Raw genomic sequence first — 23,615 nt, forward strand, 5'->3', positions numbered from 1 at the left:
ATCACACATAAAAATGACGACATATTGTGTCTTATTAACGTATCTCCCACTCCCTAGAATGGCTGGCATCTTTCCTATACTCAGACGCGAGCTTTGCGTCGAGTCGCCCATCAAGGTCCGCCATGAACAAGCACAATCGCCATCCAGCAGACGGTAAGAAACCCATCACTATCTTCGGGCCGGACTTCCCTTTCGCTTTTGACGACTGGATCGAGCACCCGGCGGGGCTGGGCAGCATTCCTGCCGAGAACCTGGGTGCGGAGGTGGCGATTGTCGGGGCCGGGATCGCCGGGCTGGTGGCGGCGTACGAATTGATGAAGCTGGGCCTCAAGCCCGTGGTCTATGAAGCGTCGAAAATGGGTGGGCGGCTGCGCTCCCAACCATTCAATGGCGCCGAAGGGGTGATCGCCGAGTTGGGCGGCATGCGTTTCCCGGTGTCTTCCACGGCGTTCTACCACTACGTCGACAAGCTGGGCCTGGAAACCAAACCGTTTCCCAACCCGTTGACCCCAGCCTCGGGCAGCACGGTCATCGACCTCGAGGGCCAGACCTACTACGCCGAGAAAATGGCCGACCTGCCGGCCTTGTTCCAGGAAGTGGCGGACGCCTGGGCCGACGCCCTGGAGGATCGCTCGCGCTTCGGCGAGATCCAGCAGGCGATCCGCGACCGCGACGTGCCGCGCCTAAAGGCACTGTGGAACACCCTCGTCCCCCTGTGGGATGACCGCACGTTCTACGACTTCGTGGCCACTTCCAAGGCCTTCGCCAAACTCTCTTTCCAACACCGCGAGGTGTTCGGCCAGGTCGGTTTCGGCACGGGTGGCTGGGATTCGGACTTCCCCAACTCGATGCTGGAAATTTTCCGCGTGGTGATGACCAACTGCGACGATCACCAGCACCTGGTCGTCGGTGGCGTCGAGCAAGTGCCCTACGGCATCTGGAAGCACGTGCCGGAACGCTGCGCGCACTGGCCCCAGGGCACCAGCCTGAGTTCGTTGCACCTGGGCGCTCCGCGCAGCGGCGTGAAGCGCATCGCCCGGGCCGCCGACGATCGCTTCAGCGTGACGGACGTCTGGGGCGACACCCGCGAATATGCCGCCGTACTGGTCACCTGCCAGAGCTGGCTGCTGACCACCCAGATCGAATGCGAAGAGGCGCTGTTCTCGCAGAAGATGTGGATGGCCCTGGACCGCACCCGCTACATGCAATCGTCGAAGACGTTCGTGATGGTCGACCGGCCGTTCTGGAAGGACAAGGACCCGGAAACCGGCCGCGACCTGATGAGCATGACCCTGACCGATCGCCTGACCCGCGGCACGTACCTGTTCGACAACGGCGACGACAAGCCGGGGGTGATTTGCCTGTCCTACTCCTGGATGAGCGATGCGCTGAAAATGCTCCCGCACCCGGTGGAGAAACGGGTGAAGCTGGCCCTCGACGCGCTGAAAAAAATCTACCCCAAGGTGGACATCGCCGCGCGGATCATCGGCGACCCGATCACCGTGTCCTGGGAAGCCGACCCGCATTTCCTCGGTGCCTTCAAGGGCGCCCTGCCCGGCCACTATCGCTACAACCAGCGCATGTACGCGCATTTCATGCAGGACGACATGCCGGCTGAACAACGCGGGATCTTTATCGCCGGCGATGACGTCTCATGGACACCCGCCTGGGTTGAAGGCGCGGTACAGACCTCGCTCAATGCCGTGTGGGGAATCATGAAGCACTTCGGCGGAAAGACCCACGCCGAGAACCCGGGTCCAGGCGATGTGTTCCATGAGATCGGTCCGATCGCCCTGCCTGAATAAAAGGAGTTGTCGATGCGCGTAGCCCTCTATCAATGCCCACCGTTGCCACTGGATCCGGCCGCTAACCTGCAACGCCTGCACCAGATCGCGCTGGAAGCCAGGGGCGCCGATGTGCTGGTGCTGCCGGAGATGTTCCTGACCGGCTACAACATCGGCGTCGACGCGGTGAACGTATTGGCCGAGGTCTATAACGGCGAATGGGCGCAACAGGTCGGCCGCATTGCCAAGGCGGCCGGGCTGGCGATTGTCTATGGCTACCCCGAACGCAGCGAAGACGGGCAGATCTACAACGCGGTGCAATTGATCGACGCCCAGGGCGAACGCCTGGCCAACTACCGCAAAAGCCACTTGTTCGGCGATCTCGATCACGCGATGTTCAGCGCCGGGGACAATGCGCTGCCGATCGTGGAGCTCAATGGCTGGAAGCTCGGCATGTTGATCTGCTACGACCTGGAGTTCCCGGAGAACGCCCGGCGCCTGGCCCTGGCCGGTGCCGAACTGATCCTGGTGCCGACCGCCAATATGCAGCCTTATGACTTCATCGCCGATGTCACCGTGCGCGCCCGGGCCATCGAGAACCAGTGTTTCGTGGCCTACGCCAACTACTGCGGCCACGAGGGTGAACTGCAGTACTGCGGCCAAAGCAGCATTGCCGCGCCGGATGGCAGCCGGGCCGCGTTGGCGGGGTTGGACGAGGCCTTGATCGTGGGGGAACTGGATCGGCAAGTGATGGACGACGCTCGCACAGCCTACAACTACTTGCACGATCGCCGCCCAGAGCTTTACGGCGACTTGCACAAGCACTGACACGGTCTAATCCGCTAGCATGAGCGCATCTCTGTCCTGGAAGCGCTCATGCCGGCCCCCGATTCCCCTCGCCTGACTCCTGAAACCCTGGCCAACGGCCTGCAGGTGACCGTGCGTCACGTCCCTGGCCTGAAGCGCAGCGCCGCCGTGCTGCGGGTGGCGGCCGGCAGCCATGACGAGCCCCTGGCCTGGCCTGGAATGGCGCATCTGCTCGAACATCTGTTCTTCCTGGGTACCCAGCGTTTCCCCGTCGGCGAGAACCTGATGGCCTACGTGCAACGGCACGGCGGTCAGGTCAACGCACGCACCAGCGAACGCACCACCGACTTCTTCTTCGAAGTCCCCCCAGCGGCCTTCAGCGGCGGACTTGAACGGCTCGGGGACATGCTTACGCATCCGCGCCTGGATGAAGCCGATCAGTTGCGCGAACGAGAAGTGCTCCAGGCTGAGTTCGTCGCCTGGTCCCAAGACGCGACCGCCCAGCGACAGCTTGCCCTGCACAATGGGCTGTCGGCGACCCATCCGCTACGCGGCTTTTATGCCGGCAACCGCGACAGCCTGGCGGTTTCTCAAGCCGAATTCCAAGCGGCCTTGCACAGCTTCTACCAACGGTTTTACCAGAGTGGCCAAATGCGCCTGAGCCTGGTGGGCCCGCAGAGCGTCGAGGCGCTGATGGCGCTGGCCGAACAATTCGGTGAGCAACTGCCAAGGGGCGAAGCGGTGCGCAGGCAACTGCCGCCGCCGTTGATGGCAACGGCCCAGCCTCACTATCAACAGCTCGACAATGACAGCCTCGACCTGCTGTTTGCCTTCGAACAACTTCCTGACGCCTCGCCCCAAGCCCTGGCGTTTCTCTGCACGTGGCTGGAATCCAGCAAGCCGGGCGGCCTGCTGGCAGCGTTGCGTCAGCGTGGCCTGGCGGACAGCCTCAAGGCCAGCGTGTTGCATGAATTTGCCGGGCAAGCGCTGTTGCACCTCGAACTCAAGCTCATCGCTGATCAAGCGTCGAACGACATCCAGGCGTTACTCCACGATTGGCTGGGTTTCTTTGCCGCCCAGGATGACTGGGCGTCGTTGCGCAGCGCGTTCAGCGCCCGCTTGCAGCGTCGGCAGGAAACCGGTTCGGCGTTGCAACTCGCTCGCTGGGACAGCGAAGGGCTCGATGCGCCCCTGTCGGAGCACGACCTCGCGAGACTCAGGGAAATCCTCAGGCAATTGCACCCGGCCACTGATGTGATCGGCGAATGGCATTTGCCCGCGCCCAACCCCTTCCTGCAAACACCCGACGAAGCGCCCCGCGCCGGCCTGATACGCGGCCAGACCAGCGCCCATCGCGGGTTGCGCACCTTCGCCCAGGACCGCTCCCGGGGCCGCCGAGAGCGCTCGCCCATGTCGTTCAGCCCGGCGCTGGCGAACCACAACCGCGAAGGCGCGGTGTACCTGCGCTGGCGCTTGACCACCCAGGCACCGCCGGACCTTCAGACCAGGCTCGACCGGCATCTGCACGACCTGTACGAGGATGCCCGCCAGGCCGGCGTGGACATCACCTTCGAGCCGTCCGGCCACCAATGGCTGTTGAAACTGGTGGGCCTGCAAGCGCCCATGCCGTCGGTGCTCGAACATGTGCTGGCGAAACTGGGGGAGCCGCTGCCAACGGCCCGCGCCGCACACGAAGCGCCGCCGATGCCGATTCGACATCTATTGAAGGCCCTGCCGGGGTGTTGCAGCCGTTTATCGGTACCGCCATTGCCCATTGGGGCTCGCGATGAGGACCTCTGGGCAAGCGCCCAGTGGGATGGACTGGCCGTGGGGCTTTCAACGGTGGCTCAAGGGGCCATGGGCCCGGTGCTGGCCCGGGTGCCGGGCATCGGCAGCCAGGACTCCGATCCGCTGAAATGGCCCGCAGGGCGGCGCCTATGGAAAAACCTGCAGACCCATGGCGACGAACACGCCGTGTTGTTGTTTTGTCCGGCACCCACTACGACGCTGTCGGACGAGGCCGAATGGCGGCTGTTGGCGCAGTTGTGCCAGGCGCCGTTTTATCAGCGCCTGCGGGTCGACCTACAACTGGGCTATGGCGTGTTCAGTGGCTTGAAACAGCTCGACGGGCACACCGGCCTGCTGTTCGGCGTCCAGTCGCCCCATGCGTGCGCCACGACGCTGATCGGGCATATCGAGCAGTTCCTCAATGACCTGCCGGACTTGATCGAGCAGACCGAGGACCTGGCCCTGGGCAACTCGCAACGCAGCCTCGCTGCTCAGCTCCAGGGGGATGTCCTGCCGGCTCCGCAAGCGGCCGAGCTGCTCTGGCAAGCCCGGCTGGCCGGCCACCCGTCGGATTACCCCCAACGCTTGCCTGAGGCTCTCCAACAGGTGGATCGGACGCGGTTAATGGCAGCCGCCCAGCGCCTGATCGATGCCGAAGGCAGCTGGTTTTGCCTGGCCAACGGGGCCGGCGGGGGTTCGCCGTGGCAAAGCTGGGACTGATCGTTACCGGCGCTGCAAAGAGCTTTCTCCGAGAATCGCGGCCTGAAAATTGTTTAATTTAGTAACATAGTCGCCTAAGCATCTGAACATCTCCCAACGGAGGTGGACTATATGTATAGATCCCAACCGTCTCACCCCAACCAAAGGAGTATTCCCATGTCCTGGTCCAAACCCGCATATATCGACCTGCGTATCGGTTTCGAAGTCACCATGTACTTCGCCAGCCGTTGATCGTTGCAGGCACTTGAGCACGCAGCACAACGCCTCGGTCAACCGGGGCGTTTTTATTTTGGTTTGCAGATGGAGTGGCCATGTTTGTCCAGATTCTAGGTTCCGCCGCCGGCGGCGGTTTCCCCCAGTGGAACTGCAACTGCGTCAATTGCGCAGGTTTTCGCAACGGCAGCCTGCGGGCCCAGGCGCGCACCCAGTCGTCCATCGCGATTTCCGATGACGGCGTGAGTTGGGTGTTGTGCAACGCTTCCCCGGACATTCGCGCGCAACTCCAAAGCTTCGCCCCGATGCAGCCTGGCCGGGCCCTGCGGGACACCGGCATTGGCGCCATCATCCTGATGGACAGCCAGATCGACCACACCACCGGCCTGCTGAGCCTGCGTGAAGGTTGCCCGCACCAGGTGTGGTGCACCGACATGGTCCATGAGGACCTGAGCACCGGTTTTCCGCTGTTCAACATGTTGACGCACTGGAACGGCGGGTTGAGCTGGAATCGTATCGAGCTCGACCAAAGCTTCACCATCGCCGCCTGCCCGAACCTGCGTTTCACGCCACTGCCCCTGCGCAGCGCCGCGCCGCCCTATTCACCGCACCGCTTCGACCCGCACCCGGGCGATAACATCAGCCTGATCGTCGAAGACCTGCGCACCGGCGGCAAGCTGTTCTACGCTCCGGGCCTGGGCAAGGTCGATGGGCCGCTGCTGGAGATCATGGCCGGCAGCGACTGCCTGCTGGTGGACGGCACGATGTGGGACGACGATGAGATGCAACGCCGTGGCGTCGGCACCCGCACCGGCCGCGAGATGGGGCACCTGGCCCAGAACGGCCCCGGCGGGATGCTGGAGGTGCTGGAACAACTGCCCAACCAGCGCAAGATCCTTATCCATATCAACAACACCAACCCGATCCTCGATGAAGACTCGCCCGAGCGGGCCGAGCTTGTACGCCGAAAGATTGAAGTGTCTTACGACGGGATGAGTATTGAGTTGTAAGAAGAGTGGAACCAATGTGGGGGTGAGCTTGCGGTGCGTCAGTCAACGCTTGTGCTGGCTGAGAGGACGCCTTCGCGAGCAAGCTCGCTCCCACACTGGTTTTGCTGTGAATCGGATATCCAATGCAACTCGAATTACTGTGGGAGCGAGCTTGCTCGCGATGGGGCCAGCCCTGACGCCACAGACCCCACGGGCATTTCCCGGAGAATCAAAATGACTGACACCCCCCTGTCCCCCGCCGAGTTCGAAGCGGCCCTGCGTGCCAAGGGTGCGTATTACCACATCCATCACCCGTATCACGTGGCGATGTATGAAGGCCGCGCCACTCGCGAGCAGATCCAGGGCTGGGTCGCGAATCGCTTTTACTACCAGGTGAACATCCCGCTCAAGGATGCCGCAATCCTGGCCAATTGCCCGGACCGGGAAATCCGTCGCGAGTGGATCCAGCGCCTGCTCGACCATGATGGCGCGCCCGGCGAAGACGGCGGTATCGAGGCCTGGCTACGGCTGGGCCAGGCCGTGGGCCTGGACCCCGATCAACTGCGCTCCCAGGAGCTGGTGCTGCCGGGGGTGCGCTTCGCCGTGGACGCCTACGTCAACTTTGCCCGCCGGGCCAGTTGGCAAGAAGCCGCCAGCAGCTCGTTGACCGAATTGTTCGCCCCGCAGATCCACCAGTCGCGCCTGGACAGCTGGCCGCAGCATTACCCATGGATCGACCCGGCCGGCTATGAGTACTTCCGCACCCGCCTGGGCCAGGCCCGCCGCGATGTCGAACATGGGCTGGCAATTACCCTGCAGCACTACACCACTCGCGAAGGCCAGGAGCGCATGCTGCAAATCCTCCAGTTCAAACTGGACATCCTCTGGAGCATGCTCGACGCCATGAGCATGGCCTACGAATTGAATCGCCCGCCCTATCACAGCGTGACCGGAGAACGGGTGTGGCACACAGGAATCCCCCTATGAGTTTCGACCGCAGCAAAACCCCTCGCTGGCGTCCCGGCTATCGCTTCCAGTACGAACCGGCACAGAAAGGCCACGTGCTGCTCTATCCTGAAGGCATGATCAAGCTCAACGACAGCGCGGCGCTGATCGGCGGCCTGATCGACGGCGAGCGGGATGTCGCGGCCATCATCGGCGAACTGGCCAAACAGTTCCCGGACGTGCCGGAACTCGGTGACGACATCGAGCAATTCATGGAGGTCGCCCGTGCAGAACACTGGATCGAACTTGCCTGAGGCCAGCGGCCTGCCGGCCAAACCCGAAGTCGGCCTGCCGCTATGGTTGCTGGCGGAGCTGACTTATCGCTGCCCGCTGCAATGCCCGTACTGCTCCAACCCGCTGGACTTCGCCGAACAAGGCAAGGAGCTGAGCACCGAGCAGTGGTTCAAGGTGTTTCGCGAAGCCCGGGAAATGGGCGCCGCGCAACTGGGTTTTTCCGGTGGCGAGCCGCTGGTACGCCAGGACCTGGCCGAGCTGATCGGCGAGGCCCGCAGGCTGGGCTTCTACACCAACCTGATCACCTCCGGCATCGGCTTGACCGAGCAGAAGATCAGCGACTTCAAGAAGGCCGGCCTGGACCATATCCAGATCAGCTTCCAGGCCAGCGACGAACAGGTGAACAACCTGCTGGCCGGCTCGAAGAAAGCCTTTGCGCAAAAACTCGAAATGGCCCGGGCGGTGAAGGCCCACGGTTATCCGATGGTGCTGAACTTCGTCACCCACCGGCACAACATCGACAGGATCGACCGCATCATCGAACTGTGCATTGCCCTGGAGGCCGACTTCGTCGAACTTGCCACGTGCCAGTTCTACGGCTGGGCGCAGCTCAATCGCGTCGGGTTGCTGCCCACCCGGGAACAATTGGTGCGCGCCGAGCGCATTACCAACGAATATCGCGCCAAGCTTGAGGCCGAAGGCCACCCGTGCAAGTTGATCTTCGTCACCCCGGACTACTACGAGGAGCGCCCCAAGGCCTGCATGAATGGCTGGGGCAGCCTCTTCCTGACCGTCACCCCGGACGGCACCGCCCTACCCTGTCACGGCGCCCGACAGTTGCCGGTGCAGTTTCCCAATGTGCGCGACCACAGCATGCAGCACATCTGGTACGACTCGTTCGGCTTCAACCGCTTTCGCGGCTACGATTGGATGCCCGAGCCCTGCCGTTCCTGCGATGAAAAGGAGCAGGATTTCGGTGGCTGTCGCTGCCAGGCCTTCATGCTCACGGGCGATGCCAGCAACGCCGACCCGGTGTGCAGCAAATCCGACCACCACGGGGTGATTCTCAAGGCTCGCGAAGACGCCGAGCACGCCACCCAGACCATCGAGCAACTGGCCTTTCGCAATGAACGAAACTCACGCCTCATCGCCAAAAGCTGATCCGTTCAGCGCCGCCCAGGCCGTTGCCGCCGGCACCGACTTCGCCGAGCTGCGGGTAAGCCCGCTGGGCCTGTTCTGGAATGAATACCGGCCTGGCGACGGGGCCTGCCGGATCTGGCATTGGCAAGGCGCCCAGGCACGATGCCTGACCCCGGACGGGTTCAGCGCCAACAGCCGCGTCTACGAATACGGCGGCGGTGCGTTTTGCCTGGACGACGAAGGCGTGGTGTTCGTCAATGAGACCGACCAGCAGATCTATCGCCAGGCACTGGGGGCCGAACGCCCCGCGGCACTGACCTCGGGCGACTGTCGCCATGGAGACCTCAGCGTCGCCCGCGGCCAGGTACTGGCGGTGGAGCAGCAGGCCGATCGGCATCGGCTGGTGGCCATCGGCCTGGCGGACCGTCAGCGTCAATTGCTGGCCGAAGGCGCGGATTTCTACGCCTCGCCGACCGTCAGCGCCGACGGCCAGCGACTGGCGTGGATCGAATGGAGCCGGCCGCATCAGCCCTGGACGGCCACGCGATTGATGCTGGCCGAACGCAAGGGCTCGGGGTGGGGCGAGCCACGCTGTGTGGCCGGCGATGCTGCCGAAGAGTCCATCCAGCAGCCACGTTTCGATGCTTCGAATCGTCTTTACTGCCTGACCGATCGCGGCGGTTACTGGCAGCCCTGGATCGAATCGGCCGACGGCTTGCAACCACTGCCCGCCGCTCAAGCCGATCACGCACCGGCGCCGTGGCAAATGGGTGGTTGCACCTGGCTGCCGCTGGACGAACACACTTACCTGGCGAGTTGGACCGAAGCGGGGTTTGGCCGGCTGGGCCTGTGTTGCAGCGGGAACGCAAGCCAGGACTACACCGGCGCCTACACGCGCTTTCGCAGCCTGGCCCTGGACGAGCAGTTCATCTATGCCATCGCCGCCTCGCCCACCCTACCGTCAGCGGTGATCGCGATCGAGCGGCACAGTGTCGGCGTCGCGGTGCTGGCCGGCGGCGTCGCGCCACTGCCCGCCGCGCAGGTCAGCCGTCCGCGCACGTTGCGCTACCCCAGCGGTGCGGGTCAGGCCCATGGCTTCTTTTACCCGGCCATGGACAGCCAGGAGAAGCCGCCGTTGGTGGTGTTCATCCATGGTGGTCCCACCTCGGCCTGCTACCCGGTGTTCGATCCTCGCATTCAGTATTGGACCCACCGCGGCTTTGCCGTTGCCGACCTCAATTACCGTGGCAGCAGCGGCTATGGCCGGGCCTATCGACAAGCCTTGCACCTGAATTGGGGGGTGGTGGATGTCGAGGATGCCTGCGCGGTGGTCGCCTACCTCGCCGAGCAGGGCCTGGTCGACGGTGAACATGCGTTCATCCGTGGCGGCAGCGCCGGCGGCTACACGGCTCTTTGCGCCCTGGCGTTTCGAGAGGTGTTCCAGGCCGGCGCCAGCCTCTATGGCGTCAGCGATCCTGTCGCCCTGGCCCGCGCCACGCACAAGTTCGAAGGCGATTACCTGGACTGGCTGATTGGCGACCCGCAACGGGACGTCGAACGCTACCGCTCACGCACGCCGCTGCTACACGCGGATCGAATCCGCACACCGGTGATCTTCTTTCAAGGGGAACTGGATGCCGTGGTCGTGCCACAGCAGACCCGCGACATGGTCCGTGCGCTGGAGGACAACGGCGTCACGGTCGAGGCCCATTATTATCCGGATGAGCGCCACGGTTTTCGCAAGGCGGTGAACCAGGCCCATGCGCTGGAGCATGAGTGGTTGTTCTATCGCAAGGTGATGGGCGGCGTTGTCTAGGGAAATGAAGAAGTTGTGGGAGCTCGCTCCCACAGGATTCTCGATGAGATTGTTCAGCGCTTGGCGATGATATAGACCGCGTGAACGATGCCTGGAATGTAGCCTAGCAGCGTCAGCAGGATATTCAGCCAGAAAGCCCCGCCGAAGCCCACTTGCAGGAATACGCCCAGCGGCGGCAGCAGGATGGCGATGATGATACGAATAAAATCCATGGGTTGGCTCCTGGTTGATCATGGCTACGTTGCCATATAGCTCATTGACACCTGACCGCTCGTCAGGGTTCAGAGACAACCGAAAAGAAGCCCCGGATAAAAACGCGGGCAAAAGAAAACCCCGCCGAGGCGGGGCTTTGCAGACTGTTTCCCTGACATCCATTTCACTCCGCCTTCCTGGCAGAATCCTACGTGTCCGTGCTGTAACTTTTGCGCATCCTGCGCGACGTCCATGTGAAGTAGATTAACGGTGGATCCAATCCGCCGGTAGAGGGAAAACGCCAGCACGATGTGTAAGCAAATGCTTACACATCACCTCCGGGTCAGAACTGTCCAGCGTCCAGCAGGAACAACGATTCGCTACCGGCCTTCACACTGGCGCTCAGGGAATGAATGCGCGGCAGCAGGCGGGCGAAATAGAAACGCGCCGTGCCCAGCTTGCTCGCGTAGAAATCATCCTCGCCTTCCTTGCCCAGGGCGGCCTTGGCCATCAACGCCCACATGTAGGCGTACGCGGTGTAACCGAACGCCTGGAGGTATTCCACCGACGCAGCGCCAATTTCATTGGGGTTGGTTTTCGCCTGGTCCAACAGCCATTGGGTCAGCTCGTCCAACGTGCCGAGCGCCGCGTTCAGCGGCTGGGTGAACTCGGCCAGGTCGCCGCTGGCGGTAGCGGTGAAGTGGCGGATCTCATCGGCGAACAGGCGATAGAACGCGCCGCCACTGCCGACGATCTTGCGCCCGACCAGGTCCAGTGCCTGGATACCGTTGGTGCCCTCGTAGATCTGGGTAATGCGCACATCACGCACCAGTTGCTCCTGGCCCCACTCACGAATGTAGCCGTGGCCGCCGAAGATCTGCTGGCCATGGACGGTGGTCTCCAGGCCCAGGTCGGTCAGGAACGCCTTCGCCACCGGTGTCAGCAACGCCACCAGGTCTTCGGCGCGCTTGCGGGTGGCCGCGTCTTCGCTGAATTTGGCGGTGTCCAGTTGCATCGCCACGTAAGTGGAAAATGCCCGGCCGCCCTCGTTCGAGGCTTTCATGGTCAAGAGCATCCGACGCACGTCGGGGTGAACGATGATCGGGTCGGCCACCTTGTCCTTGTTCTGCGCGCCGGTCGGCGAACGGCTTTGCAGGCGGTCACGGGCGTATTCGATGGCGTTCTGGTAGGAACGCTCACCGGTGGCCAGGCCCTGGATACCCACGCCCAGGCGCTCGTAGTTCATCATGGTGAACATCGCCGCCAGGCCCTTGTTCGGTTCACCGACCAGGTAACCGACCGCGTCGTCGAAATTCATCACGCAGGTGGCGGATGCCTGGATGCCCATCTTGTGTTCGATCGAGCCGCAGTGGGCGGCGTTGCGCGCGCCCAGGCTGCCATCGGCATTGACCAGGAACTTGGGCACCAGGAACAACGAAATGCCTTTCGGGCCCGCTGGCGCGTCCGGCAACTTGGCCAGCACCAGGTGGATGATGTTTTCGGTGAGGTCGTGTTCGCCGCCGGTGATGAAGATCTTCGTGCCGCTGACCTTGTAGCGGCCATCCGCCTGAGGTTCGGCCTTGGTGCGGATGATCCCCAGGTCAGTACCGGCGTGCGGCTCGGTCAGGCACATGGAGCCCGCCCAGACGCCGGCGTACATGTTCGGCAGGTAGGCCGCCTTCAGTTCTTCGCTGGCGTGGGCGTTGATCGACAGGCAGGCGCCGGCGGTCAGCATCGGGTACAGGCCGAAAGACAGACTGGCGGAGTTGACCATTTCCTCGACCTGGGCCGAGACCGCCTTGGGCATGCCCATGCCGCCGTACGCCGGATCACCGCCGACACCGACCCAACCGCCTTCAGCGTACGTCTTGTAGGCCTGTGGGAAACCGGCCGGCGTGGTGACGGCGCCGTCAGCCCAATGGCAGCCTTCTTCGTCTGCGGCACGGCTGAGGGGCGCGATACTTTTGCTGGTGACTTTGCCGGCTTCTTCGAGAATCGCTTCGACGGTTTCGGCGTCGACGGTCTCGGCCAATGCCGGCAACTCGGCCCAGAGTTTTGCGACCTCGAACACTTCATTGAGGACGAAGCGCATATCGCGCAGGGGCGCTTTGTAGTCAGCCATGGCAAACCTCGCAGGATCTAAACAGTTGGTTCGTAAGAAAACGGTTTTTGCAGTGGCCGGAGTGTACCTCAACAACTTTTACGACACATAGGGTCAACGTGTGACTTTATTGTTATTTTTAGTCACTAACGACTCGACGGGCGCAAGCGCCCCCGCCAAGCCTGTTGCTGCCACTCAGAAGGCAAACGACTCCGCCGGAAGCTGCATCAGGCAATCGCTGCCCGCCTCTACTGCGGCCCGATGAGCGGCAGTGCGCGGCAGCAGACGCTTGAAGTAGAACTCGCAGGTCGCCAGTTTGCTGCGGCAGAAATCGCCGTCACCGTCGCCGCGCTCCAGGTGCGACTGGGCGACCAAGGCCATGCGCAACCACAGGTAGGCCAGGATGATGTAACCGCTGTACATCAGGTAGTCGACGGACGCGGCGCCCACCTCGTCCGGGTTTTTCATCGCGGCCATGCCCACCTGAGTAGTCAGCTCGCCCCACTGTCGGTTGAGCCCGTTGAGCTGCGCGACGTAATCCTTGAGCTGCGGATGTTCGGCGTTCGCGACACAGAACGTGTGAACGATCTTGGTGAACCCACGCAACAACTTGCCTTGGCTGCCCAACACCTTGCGGCCCAGCAGGTCCAGGGCCTGGATGCCGTTGGTGCCTTCATAGATCGGCGCAATGCGGCAGTCCCGCACCAGTTGCTCCATGCCCCATTCGCGAATGAAGCCATGCCCGCCAAACACCTGCATGCCGTGGTTCGTCACCTCGAGCCCGGTGTCGGTCATGAAGGCCTTGCAGATCGGCGTGAGGAAGGCCAGCAGGTCCTCGGCCTCCTGGCGAGCCGCCTCGTCGGCGCTCAGGTGCGCGGTGTCGAGCAACTGCGCGGTGAAGTACGTCAGCGCCCGGTTACCTTCATTGAAGGCTTTCATGGTCAGCAGCATCCGGCGCACGTCCGGGTGGACGATGATCGGGTCGGCGGGTTTTTCCGGGGCCTTGGGGCCGGTCAGCGAACGCATCTGCAAGCGGTCGTTGGCATAGCCGATGGCGCCCTGGAAGCTGGCCTCGCCCAGGCAGAGGCCCTGCATGCCGGTGCCGAGCCGGGCGTGGTTCATCATAGTGAACATGCAATTGAGGCCTTTGTTCGGCTCGCCGATCAGGAATCCCTTGGCCTCGTCGAAGTTCAACACGCAGGTGGCCGACGCCTTGATGCCCATCTTGTGTTCGATCGAGCCACAGGACACGCCATTGCGCTCGCCGGCTTCACCCGTGGCGTCGGGCAGGAACTTGGGCACGATGAACAACGAAATGCCTTTGGTCCCGGCCGGCGCGTCCGGCAGCTTGGCGAGGACCAGATGGACGATGTTCTCGCTCATGTCGTGTTCGCCGGCGGAAATGAAGATCTTGCTGCCGGTGATCCCATAGCTGCCGTCGGCCTGGGGCACGGCGCGGGTCTTGATAATGCCCAGGTCGGTGCCGCAGTGGGCTTCGGTGAGGCACATAGTGCCGGTCCATTGACCGGCGGTGAGTTTGCTCAGGTAGGTCTGCTTCTGGGCTTCGGTGCCGTGGGCGTGGATGGCCGACATCGCGCCGTGCGTCAGGCCCGGGTACATGCCCCATGAAGTGTTGCTGGAGCCGACCATCTCGCTGATGACCAGCCCCAGGGAACTGGGCAGGCCCTGGCCGCCATACGCCGGATCCGCCGCGAGCCCGTGCCAGCCGCCTTCCACGTATTGGGCGAACGCCTGCTTGAAACCTGCCGGCGTGGTGACGACACCGTTGTCGAAATGACAGCCCTCTTCATCACCGGAGCGATTAAGAGGCGCCAGCACGTTCTCGCAGAACCGGGCGCCCTCTTCGAGGATCGCGTTGATCATGTCCGGGCTGGCATCGCTGGCTCCCAGTTCGGCGTAACGGCCAGGGAAATCGAAGACGTGATCGATCAGAAAGCGCATGTCGCGCAACGGGGCTTTGTACTCGGGCATGGTGGTGTTCTCCGGTAGCAGATCGTTTCAACCTACTGCCGGCCACCGAGGGCCACAATCACAGTCCAGACGCTGAATGCGCCGTCATCACTCAACCCGCGGCAGTTTCCATGCGCACCGCGCCGCGGCGGTTCTGGCCAAAGGCGACCACGCAGTTACGCCCCGCGCCCTTGGCGTTATAGAGTGCCTGGTCGGCAGACTTGAGGACCTCTTCCGGCGTGCGCTGCTCGAGCCGTTCCGCCACACCGATGCTGATGGTCACCGATACGCTGGAGGCACTGCCGCCGGCTCGCCGCTGTCGGCCCTGCTGATCATCCTGGGGACGACTGTCGGGGTTGCGCAACTGGATGCTGTAGCTCTCGATGGATTGGCGGATGACCTCCAGGTGAGGCATGCACTCATCGAGGGTCTTACCGGCAAACACCAGCGCAAATTCCTCGCCGCCATAGCGATAGGCCCTACCGCCGCCACCGATTTTCGACAGTTTGCTGGCCACCAGGCGCAGCACCTGGTCACCCACGTCGTGGCCGTGGGTGTCGTTGAATTTCTTGAAATGGTCGACGTCGCTCATCGCCAGCACATAGTTGCGCCCCAGGCGCTGCATGCGCTCGTTCAGCGCCCGGCGTCCCGGCAAGCCGGTCAGTTCATCGCGGAAGGCCATTTGATAGGCCTCGTGGGCGACGGCGGCGGCGATCATCAACATCACCTGGCTGCACATGATGTTCAGGGTAAACGGCAGGATGAAGGTCTTCGGCAACATCCAGAACAAACCCAGCAACCCCACCAATTGCGCGGCATGCAACGGCCGGGGATTGCGCCAGTATTGCCAGGCCAGCAACGAGAAGGCCGCGATGAACACCGGGTAGGACAACTGGATCAGGCTCATCCAGGCCCCGTGCAGGGCCGGCCAGCGGATCTCCGAAAGCCACAGCAGCAGCGCCTGGGGAAAGCTCTGCTCCAGGGCCAGCGCCACGCTGCCGAAGATCAGCAGCACCGCGAACCGCGCCACCATGTCCTGGAACAGATGGGTGCGCTCCTGCCACGCGGCGAACAGGCCGAACAGCAGCGGCAACAGCAGGCAGACGAGGTGGAACACCACGGCAGCGTCTTCACGCACCTTGCCGTTATCACGGTAGAAGTCGGTCTGGGTGTCCAACAGGAAGTAGGCGATGTACACCGTGACCATCAAAAACAGTTCACGCTGGCGCCGGTACACCGAGCAATACGCCCCGCCCAGCAGCAGCACCAACGTTGGCAGGACATTGAACAGCGAGGTGAAGAAAACGTTGAGGTCCTTGACGTAGGCCGCCGCGAGCCCCGCCAGCAATAGCAGCAATGAGGGTAGGAAATGGCTGAAACGTACAGCGGAAGAACGCGGCAAGGGTAAAGCTCCGACCCGGCTGACCAAAGATGGCATTGTGCCTGCTATTACCGCAACAAGGCACGCAGGATGTGACAGATGTCACACTGCCATCGCTGTAACGGCAGAAGGGAGGGTTTTCTTAGGGAAGAGATGGATGAATATTGTTTCAGGATCGCCTTTGACCCTCTATGGGGGTGAGCTTGCTCGCGATGGCATTTGTTCAGCCAGCACCTCCATGGCCTGACACACCGCTATGGCGAGCAAGCTCGCTCGCAGCGGGATATTCATGGCGGACATGAAAAAGCCGCTGCGTCCCGAAGGAGGCAGCGGCTTTCAGAGAAACCGCGTAAGGCTTAGTAGCCCAGCGCGAAGTCTTCTTCTTTCATGTCCATCAGGTTGTTGGCACCCGACAGCATGGCCGCCACGTGGGTACGGGTACGCGGCAGGATGCGCTGGAAGTAGAAACGCGCAGTCTGCAGCTTGGCGGTGTAGAACGCCTCTTCGGTGGTGCCGGCGGCGAGTTTTTCCGCTGCCAGGCGTGCCATGTCGGCCCAGAAGTAGGCCAGGCAGGCGTAACCGGAGTACATCAGGTAGTCCACCGACGCCGCACCGACTTCCTCGCGGTCTTTCATGGCGGCCATGCCGACCTTCATGGTCAGTTCGCCCCACTCCTTGTTCAACGCAGCCAGAGGCCCTACGAACTCCTTGACCGCTTCGTTGCCTTCGTTGCCCTGGCAGAACTTGTGGACGATCTTGGTGAAGCCCTTGAGCGCTTCGCCCTGGGTCATCAGCACTTTACGGCCCAGCAGGTCGAGGGCCTGGATGCCGGTGGTGCCTTCGTACAGCATCGAGATACGGCTGTCGCGAACGTTCTGCTCCATGCCCCATTCGGCGATGAAGCCGTGGCCGCCATAGATCTGCACGCCGTGGTTGGCCGATTCGAAACCGACCTCGGTCATGAACGCCTTGGCGATCGGCGTCATGAACGCCAGCAGCGCATCGGCCTTTTTCTTCTCTTCCTCATCGACGCCGTACTTGACGATGTCGACCTGCTTGGCGGTGAAGTAGACCATCGCCCGGTTACCTTCGGCGAAGGCTTTCATGGTCAGCAGCATGCGACGCACGTCAGGGTGGACGATGATAGGGTCGGCCGCCTTGTCCGGCGCTTTCGGGCCGGTCAGGGAACGCATTTGCAGGCGGTCACGGGCGTATTTCAGGCCGCCCTGGAAACCGATCTCGGCGTGGGCCAGGCCTTGCAGCGCGGTGCCCAGGCGTGCGGTGTTCATGAAGGTGAACATGCAGTTCAAGCCTTTGTTCGCCGGGCCGATCAGGAAACCGGTGGCCGCGTCGAAGTTCATCACGCAAGTGGCGTTGCCGTGGATGCCCATCTTGTGTTCCAGGGAACCACAGTTCACCGCGTTGCGCTGGCCGAGGGTGCCATCGGCGTTAGGCAGGAACTTCGGCACGATGAACAGCGAGATACCCTTGGTACCGGCCGGTGCGTCCGGCAGGCGTGCCAGTACGATATGGACGATGTTGTCGGCCATGTCGTGTTCACCGGCCGAAATGAAGATCTTGGTGCCGGTGACCTTGTAGGAACCATCGGCCTGAGGCTCGGCCTTGGTGCGCAGCATGCCCAGGTCGGTGCCGCAATGCGGTTCGGTCAGGCACATGGTGCCGGTCCATTCGCCAGACACCAGCTTGGTCAGGTAGGCCTCTTGCTGCTCGGGCGTACCGTGCTCGGAAATGGTGTTCATCGCGCCATGGGACAGGCCCGGGTACATGCCCCACGACCAGTTGGCTTCACCGACCATCTCGCTGACGGCCAGGCCCAGGGACTCCGGCAGGCCTTGGCCACCGTGCGCCACGTCATGGGCCAGGCTTGGCCAGCCGCCTTCGACGAATTGCTTGTAGGCCTGCTTGAACCCGGTCGGGGTCTTCACGCCGGACTCGCTCCAGGTGCAGCCTTCGAGGTCGCCCACACGGTTCAGCGGTGCCAGCACCTGCTCACAAAACTTGGCGCCTTCTTCGAGAATGGCGTCAACCATGTCCGGAGTTGCGTCCTGGCAAGCCGGAAGGCTCTGATAATGCGCCTCGTAACCGAGCAGTTCGTCACGTACGAAGCGAATATCACGCAAGGGGGCCTTGTAGTCAGGCATAGCGATAAACCTCTGCTGATGTAACCGGGAATGAACGACCGCGTGGATTTGTTGTGACGGTCAAACAGTTGTTTGAAACATACGTTTACGCCCAAACCTTGTCAAGGCCCGATCTTTTGCCATTCGTCATCGGCTGTGGAAAATCTCGGGCACGGGCATTCGGTGACGCAGAAGAACCCGCGACACGCCTGGGAAAAGATTAGTTGAGCAAGAAGACCTTAGAGACAAAAACGCCGCGAATCATCGCGGCGTTCCGGTCAATCCAAGGGACAGAATCAGGCGAAGGTGTCGATCAACGTCCCGAGCATTTCGTCGGAAGCCTTGGCGACGTTCACGCCCAGTTGCACCTGGAACTTGCCTTGGGACATTTCCACCATGTTGGCGGCCACATCCGACTGCTGGCTGCGATCGACCGACCGCAGGCGATCCACCTGGACTTCGGAGGACTGGCTGGTGACCGAGCGCTCGATCGTGTTGTTGGCGACCTGGCCGGCTGCCAGATCGACACGGTTCTGCCCTGTCTGAATCGTGCTCAGACCGGCATAGAACGCGGTATTTCCTGAGATTTGCATGACAGAACTCGTTTTCTTGAAGGGTCGACAGTGGCCATTGAATCAGAAGGGCGCGGAAAAGGCCCGACAAAAACACTAATGGCACACTGCCTTATCATAGGGAAAACCCTAGTCCAGCAGGTCGAGGTGCAAGTGATCGGCGACGATTTCGGCCGTCACGCCCTTGATTTTCGGGACCCGCCCCAGGCACGGCGCGGGGAGGCGCTCGGCCAGGGTGGCGAGGTTTTCTTCCAGGCGCGAGGTCTTGGGGTCGATGATGTTCGCCACCCAGCCGGCCAGTTGCAGGCCGTCCCGGGCGATGGCCTCGGCGGTCAGCAACGCATGGCTGATGCAGCCCAGGCGCACGCCCACCACCAGGATCACCGGCAGGCCCAAGGCCATGGCCAGGTCCGAGAGATTATCCTGGTCGGCCAGCGGCACGCGCCAGCCACCGGCGCCTTCGATCAGGGTGAAATCGGCGCCCAGGGCCAGCACGTCACGCATCGGCCCCAGCAACGATTGCACGGTCAAGGCCACGCCCGCCTCCCGCGCCGCCAGATGCGGCGCGATGGCCGGTTCGAACGCCACCGGATTGACCTGCGCATAAGCAAGCGGCACCGAGCACTCGGCCAGCAATGTTAGGGCGTCGGCATTGCGCAGGCCTTTGGGCGTGACCTCGCAACCGGACGCCACGGGCTTGCCGGCGGCGGTGCTCCTGCCGGCCTGTCGCGCCGCGTGCAGCAGCCCCGCCGCGACAGTGGTCTTGCCCACGTCGGTGTCAGTGCCGGTGATGAAATAGGCCTGGCTCATAGCGGTTTCTCCAAAACGGCGTAGACCACCTGGTAAGTCGCCGGCAGCCCTTGCGCCTGGCGAAACTGCTCATACGCCTCGACCAGCGCCAGGATCCGCGCCCTGCCCGTCAGGCCTCCGGGTCGACCTGGGTTCAGATTGTGCGCACCCAACGCTTTCAGTTCGTGGGTCAGGCTGCGCACATCAGGGTAGTGCAGGACATGGGGACGGCTTTCAAGGCTGAGCACATTCAGGCCGCTGGCGGCGCACAGCTGCTGGTAGGTGTCGAACCCGCGGAAACGGTTGACGTGCACCAGGCCATCCACCTGACGCCAGCTGTCGCGCAGTTCGTACAACGTACCGACACACAGGCTGGTAAAGGCCAGCACACCGCCGGGTTTCAGGACACGTCGGGCCTCACTCAACACCGACGCGAAATCCGCACACCATTGCACCGCCAGGCTGGAGAACACCAGCTCGCAACTCGATGCCTGCAAGGGTAGCCGCTCGGCGTCAGCGGCGACAAAATGCGCGGCGCCGCCTTGTGGGCGGGCGTGGTTCAGCATGCCTTCGGCAATGTCCAGCGCCAGCCCGCCCGCCTCGCCAAAGCGCGCCGCCAGCGCCCGGGTGAAATACCCGGTGCCACAGCCCAGGTCTACCCAACGCGGTGGGGTGAGCGATGGCGGCAACCGCTCCAGCAACTGTTCGCCCACGTCACGCTGCAACGCTGCAACGCTGTCATAGCTCGTCGCCGCCCGGGAGAACGAAGCCGCCACCTGACGCTTGTCCGGTAAGGCACCGGGTAATGTCACGAGAGACAAATCAGTCATCACCGCACTCGTGCAAAAAAGCCTGGATAGCCCCCGCCACACCGTGGGGGTCTTCCAGGAGGAATCCATGGCCGGCCTGTTCGATCAGGCCGATTTCGACATCCGGCAACAGCGCGAGCAATTCACCCGCCGCTTCGGCCGGCACCAAGGCATCGAGCCCGGCGAACAGGTGCAGTTGCGGCCCCCGAAAGCCCTGCAACGCGGCGCGGGTATCCAGTTGCGCCAGCACCTGCAACCCGGCGATCAAGACCTCGGGCGAGGTGTTCGGTGCACCGGCCAGCAGCAAGCGCGACAACCCGCGCGGGTCGCTGCACCCCTGGGCGCACAGCATGCTGAAGCGCTTGAGGGTCTGGCGCGGATCGGCGGCACACCCGGCCACAAACCCATTGAAAGTGTCTGCCGCCATCGCGTTCGACCACTGCTCTTGGGCGACGAACGCGGCGTTGCTGGCCAGGGTCAGCAGGCCACAGCAGCGCTCGCCGCGCCGCGCCGCCAGTGCCGAGGCGAGCATGCCGCCAAGGGACCAGCCGCCGAGCCAGGCATCCTCGGGGATGGCGGCGTCCAGCTCGTCGAGCCATTCGTCAGGATCACTCGACGCCAACGCTGGCAACGGTTCGATCTCCACCCGCAGGTGCTCATCGAGCCCTTGCAGCGCAGCCGCCAACGGCTCCAGCGGTGAAATGCCCAGGCCCCAACCGGGCAGCAGGATCAGTCGATCACGCATGGCTGGGCTCCTTTCGCAATTGGGCAAAACAATCGGCCAGGGCTTCGAGCAGGCGCTGCACCTGAACCTCGCTGTGGGCGGCCGTCAAGGTCACGCGCAAACGGGCGCTGCCGGCCGGCACGGTAGGGGGACGGATGGCGGTGACCATCAGCCCGCGCTCACGCAACATTTGCGACAGGCGCAGCGCGTGTCCCGCATCGCCCACCAGAATCGGCTGGATCGGCGTGAAGCTGTCCATCAACTGCAGGCCGATCTGCTCGGCCCCCTGGCGGAACTGGCGGATCAGCACCTGCAAGTGCTCGCGTCGCCAATGCTCGCTGCGCAGCAACTCAAGGCTCTTGAGCGTGGCGCAGGCCAGGGCCGGCGGTTGGCTGGTGGTGTAGATGTAGGGGCGGGCGAACTGGATCAGGCTCTCGATCAGCTCTTCACTGCCGGCGACGAACGCTCCGGCGGTGCCGAACGCCTTGCCCAGGGTACCCACCAGCACGGGGACGTCGTCCTGGCTCAAGCCGAAGTGCTCGACGACGCCGCCGCCCTGGGCGCCCAACGGGCCGAAACCGTGGGCATCGTCGACCATCAGCCAGGCGCCCCTGGCCTTGGCTTCACGGGCCAGGGCCGGCAGGTCGGCGATGTCGCCGTCCATGCTGAACACGCCGTCGGTGACCACCAGGGTATTGCCGGTGGCTTTCTCCAGGCGAGTGGCCAGGCTCCGGGCGTCGTTGTGCAGGTAACGGTTGAACCGTGCGCCGGACAACAACCCGGCGTCGAGCAACGAGGCGTGATTGAGCCGGTCTTCCAGCACCGTGTCGCCCTGCCCCACCAGCGCGGTCACCGCGCCGAGGTTGGCCATGTAGCCGGTGGTGAACAGCAAGGCCCGGGGCCGGCCGGTCAAGTCAGCCAGGGCTTCCTCCAGGGCATGGTGCGGGCCGCTGTGGCCGATCACCAGGTGGGAAGCGCCGCCACCGACGCCCCAACGAGTCGCACCGGCGCGCCAGGCTTCGATCACCTGCGGGTGGTTCGCCAGACCCAGGTAGTCGTTGTTGCAGAACGCCAGCAACGGCTGGCCGTCCACCACCACCTCCGGCCCCTGCGGACTTTCGAGTAATGGGCGCTGGCGATAGAGGTTTTCGGCACGACGGGCAGCCAGGCGTGCGGCGAGATCAAAGGACATGCAGGCCTCAACTGTTTAAAGACTGGCCAAAGCCCCTTGTGGGAGCGAGCTTGCTCGCGATAGCGGTGTGTCAGTCGACATAAATGTGAATGTTCCATCGCCATCGCGAGCAAGCTCGCTCCCACAGGGGCTTGCATTCCAATCCGGGTATCGGAGAGTGGTCAAACCGCCGCGTTGTAGAACTGCTCGCTGCTCTTGTGCTCCACCAGTGCCTGTTCAATCGCGGCCTGGTGCACTTCGTCGGCGTGCTCTTCACGGGCTTCGGGCTGGATGCCGAGGCGGGCGAACAGTTGCATGTCCTTGTCGGCCTGCGGGTTGGCGGTGGTCAGCAGTTTGTCGCCGTAGAAAATCGAGTTCGCGCCGGCCAGGAAGGCCAGGGCCTGCATCTGCTCGTTCATCGCTTCACGGCCGGCAGACAGGCGCACATGGGACTTGGGCATCAGGATCCGCGCCACGGCGAGCATGCGAATGAAGTCGAACGGATCGACGTCCTCGGCGTTTTCCAGCGGCGTGCCGGCAACCTTGACCAGCATATTGATCGGCACCGATTCAGGGTGCTCCGGCAGGTTGGCCAGCTGGATCAGCAGGTTGGCGCGATCGTCCAGGGACTCTCCCATGCCGAGGATGCCACCGGAGCAGATCTTCATCCCCGAGTCACGCACGTAGGCCAGGGTTTGCAGGCGCTCGCTGTAGGTGCGGGTGGTGATGATGCTGGTGTAGAACTCCGGCGAGGTGTCGAGGTTGTGGTTGTAGTAGTCCAGGCCAGCCTGGGCCAGCGCCTGGGTCTGCTCCTGGTCGAGCCGGCCCAGGGTCATGCAGGTTTCCAGGCCCATGGCCTTCACGCCCTTGACCATCTCCAGCACGTAAGGCATGTCCTTGGCCGAAGGATGCTTCCAGGCCGCGCCCATGCAGAAACGGGTCGAACCAATGGCCTTGGCGCGCGCGGCCTCTTCGAGGACCTTCTGCACTTCCAGCAACTTCTCTTTATCCAGCCCGGTGTTGTAGTGGCCGGACTGCGGACAATATTTGCAATCTTCCGGGCACGCGCCGGTCTTGATCGACAGCAGCGTGGAAACCTGGACGCGGTTGGCGTCGAAGTGCGCGCGGTGCACGGTCTGCGCCTGGAACAGCAGGTCGTTGAATGGCTGGACGAAGAGTGCTTTGACTTCGGCCAAAGACCAGTCATGACGCAGGTTGGCAGTGGTGCTGGCGCTCATGGGCAATTCCTTGATTATGCTTGGCTGGCG

The 23,615-nt window shown here is 63.1% G+C and carries 20 protein-coding genes; 9 read left to right on the forward strand and 11 right to left on the reverse strand.

Annotated elements, in window-relative coordinates:
* The first annotated feature begins 122 nt into the window (after positions 1–122).
* From V5F23_RS25520 to V5F23_RS25560, 9 genes are all read left to right on the forward strand, one after another.
* Complete coding sequence (locus V5F23_RS25520) at positions 123–1,805, forward strand: NAD(P)/FAD-dependent oxidoreductase (protein WP_042729757.1); 1,683 nt, start codon at positions 123–125, stop codon at positions 1,803–1,805.
* Positions 1,806–1,817: 12 nt separating this feature from the next.
* Positions 1,818–2,612 (forward strand): carbon-nitrogen hydrolase family protein, encoded by a 795-nt coding sequence (locus V5F23_RS25525; protein ID WP_042729758.1) that lies wholly within the window; start codon positions 1,818–1,820, stop codon positions 2,610–2,612.
* A 48-nt stretch (positions 2,613–2,660) separates the two neighbouring features.
* The gene (gene pqqF, locus V5F23_RS25530) at positions 2,661–5,099 is read left to right on the forward strand and encodes a pyrroloquinoline quinone biosynthesis protein PqqF (protein ID WP_212803088.1); all 2,439 of its coding nucleotides are present in this window, start codon (positions 2,661–2,663) and stop codon (positions 5,097–5,099) included.
* Between the two features lie 156 nt (positions 5,100–5,255).
* Positions 5,256–5,330, forward strand: a complete 75-nt coding sequence (pqqA, locus tag V5F23_RS25535) for a pyrroloquinoline quinone precursor peptide PqqA (protein ID WP_003177660.1) — start codon at positions 5,256–5,258, stop codon at positions 5,328–5,330.
* Positions 5,331–5,410: 80 nt separating this feature from the next.
* The gene (gene pqqB, locus V5F23_RS25540) at positions 5,411–6,322 is read left to right on the forward strand and encodes a pyrroloquinoline quinone biosynthesis protein PqqB (RefSeq protein ID WP_338496936.1); all 912 of its coding nucleotides are present in this window, start codon (positions 5,411–5,413) and stop codon (positions 6,320–6,322) included.
* Positions 6,323–6,535: 213 nt separating this feature from the next.
* A complete protein-coding gene (gene pqqC, locus V5F23_RS25545) occupies positions 6,536–7,288 on the forward strand; it encodes a pyrroloquinoline-quinone synthase PqqC (protein ID WP_047735939.1) in 753 nt (250 codons plus the stop codon).
* Positions 7,285–7,560, forward strand: a complete 276-nt coding sequence (gene pqqD / locus V5F23_RS25550) for a pyrroloquinoline quinone biosynthesis peptide chaperone PqqD (RefSeq protein ID WP_042730665.1) — start codon at positions 7,285–7,287, stop codon at positions 7,558–7,560. The genes pqqC and pqqD overlap by 4 nt, the downstream gene beginning before the upstream one ends.
* The gene (gene pqqE / locus V5F23_RS25555) at positions 7,532–8,701 is read left to right on the forward strand and encodes a pyrroloquinoline quinone biosynthesis protein PqqE (protein WP_338496938.1); all 1,170 of its coding nucleotides are present in this window, start codon (positions 7,532–7,534) and stop codon (positions 8,699–8,701) included. Before pqqD ends, pqqE begins: the two co-directional genes overlap by 29 nt.
* Positions 8,667–10,496, forward strand: a complete 1,830-nt coding sequence (locus V5F23_RS25560; protein WP_338496940.1) for a S9 family peptidase — start codon at positions 8,667–8,669, stop codon at positions 10,494–10,496. The genes pqqE and V5F23_RS25560 overlap by 35 nt, the downstream gene beginning before the upstream one ends.
* Before the next feature lie 53 nt (positions 10,497–10,549).
* On the opposite strand, the gene V5F23_RS25565 is transcribed toward V5F23_RS25560, so the two are convergent.
* From V5F23_RS25565 to bioB, 11 genes are all read right to left on the reverse strand, one after another.
* Entirely contained in the window at positions 10,550–10,708 is a 159-nt protein-coding gene (locus tag V5F23_RS25565; protein ID WP_003177654.1) for a YqaE/Pmp3 family membrane protein, read from the reverse strand.
* 323 nt (positions 10,709–11,031) lie between these two features.
* On the reverse strand, positions 11,032–12,810 hold the full coding sequence (locus V5F23_RS25570) for an acyl-CoA dehydrogenase C-terminal domain-containing protein (protein WP_338496942.1): 1,779 nt from the start codon (positions 12,808–12,810) through the stop codon (positions 11,032–11,034).
* A 174-nt stretch (positions 12,811–12,984) separates the two neighbouring features.
* Positions 12,985–14,781, reverse strand: coding sequence for an acyl-CoA dehydrogenase C-terminal domain-containing protein (locus tag V5F23_RS25575; RefSeq protein ID WP_338496944.1), 1,797 nt, complete (start codon positions 14,779–14,781; stop codon positions 12,985–12,987).
* Between the two features lie 91 nt (positions 14,782–14,872).
* Positions 14,873–16,162, reverse strand: a complete 1,290-nt coding sequence (locus V5F23_RS25580) for a GGDEF domain-containing protein (protein ID WP_042730670.1) — start codon at positions 16,160–16,162, stop codon at positions 14,873–14,875.
* A gap of 335 nt (positions 16,163–16,497) precedes the next feature.
* On the reverse strand, positions 16,498–18,303 hold the full coding sequence (locus tag V5F23_RS25585; protein ID WP_042730671.1) for a phenylacyl-CoA dehydrogenase: 1,806 nt from the start codon (positions 18,301–18,303) through the stop codon (positions 16,498–16,500).
* Positions 18,304–18,578: 275 nt separating this feature from the next.
* On the reverse strand, positions 18,579–18,875 hold the full coding sequence (locus V5F23_RS25590; protein ID WP_042730672.1) for a hypothetical protein: 297 nt from the start codon (positions 18,873–18,875) through the stop codon (positions 18,579–18,581).
* Positions 18,876–18,983: 108 nt separating this feature from the next.
* Positions 18,984–19,664, reverse strand: coding sequence for a dethiobiotin synthase (gene bioD, locus V5F23_RS25595; RefSeq protein ID WP_047735934.1), 681 nt, complete (start codon positions 19,662–19,664; stop codon positions 18,984–18,986).
* Positions 19,661–20,473, reverse strand: a complete 813-nt coding sequence (gene bioC / locus V5F23_RS25600) for a malonyl-ACP O-methyltransferase BioC (protein WP_047735933.1) — start codon at positions 20,471–20,473, stop codon at positions 19,661–19,663. Before bioC ends, bioD begins: the two co-directional genes overlap by 4 nt.
* Positions 20,466–21,197, reverse strand: a complete 732-nt coding sequence (locus V5F23_RS25605; RefSeq protein WP_338496946.1) for an alpha/beta fold hydrolase — start codon at positions 21,195–21,197, stop codon at positions 20,466–20,468. Before V5F23_RS25605 ends, bioC begins: the two co-directional genes overlap by 8 nt.
* A complete protein-coding gene (gene bioF, locus V5F23_RS25610) occupies positions 21,190–22,368 on the reverse strand; it encodes an 8-amino-7-oxononanoate synthase (RefSeq protein ID WP_338496948.1) in 1,179 nt (392 codons plus the stop codon). The genes V5F23_RS25605 and bioF overlap by 8 nt, the downstream gene beginning before the upstream one ends.
* A 161-nt stretch (positions 22,369–22,529) precedes the next feature.
* Positions 22,530–23,585, reverse strand: a complete 1,056-nt coding sequence (gene bioB, locus V5F23_RS25615) for a biotin synthase BioB (protein WP_047735930.1) — start codon at positions 23,583–23,585, stop codon at positions 22,530–22,532.
* Positions 23,586–23,615 lie beyond the last annotated feature (30 nt).

Source organism: Pseudomonas sp. WP18, from assembly GCF_036689585.1.
GTDB lineage: Bacteria > Pseudomonadota > Gammaproteobacteria > Pseudomonadales > Pseudomonadaceae > Aquipseudomonas > Aquipseudomonas chlororaphis_E.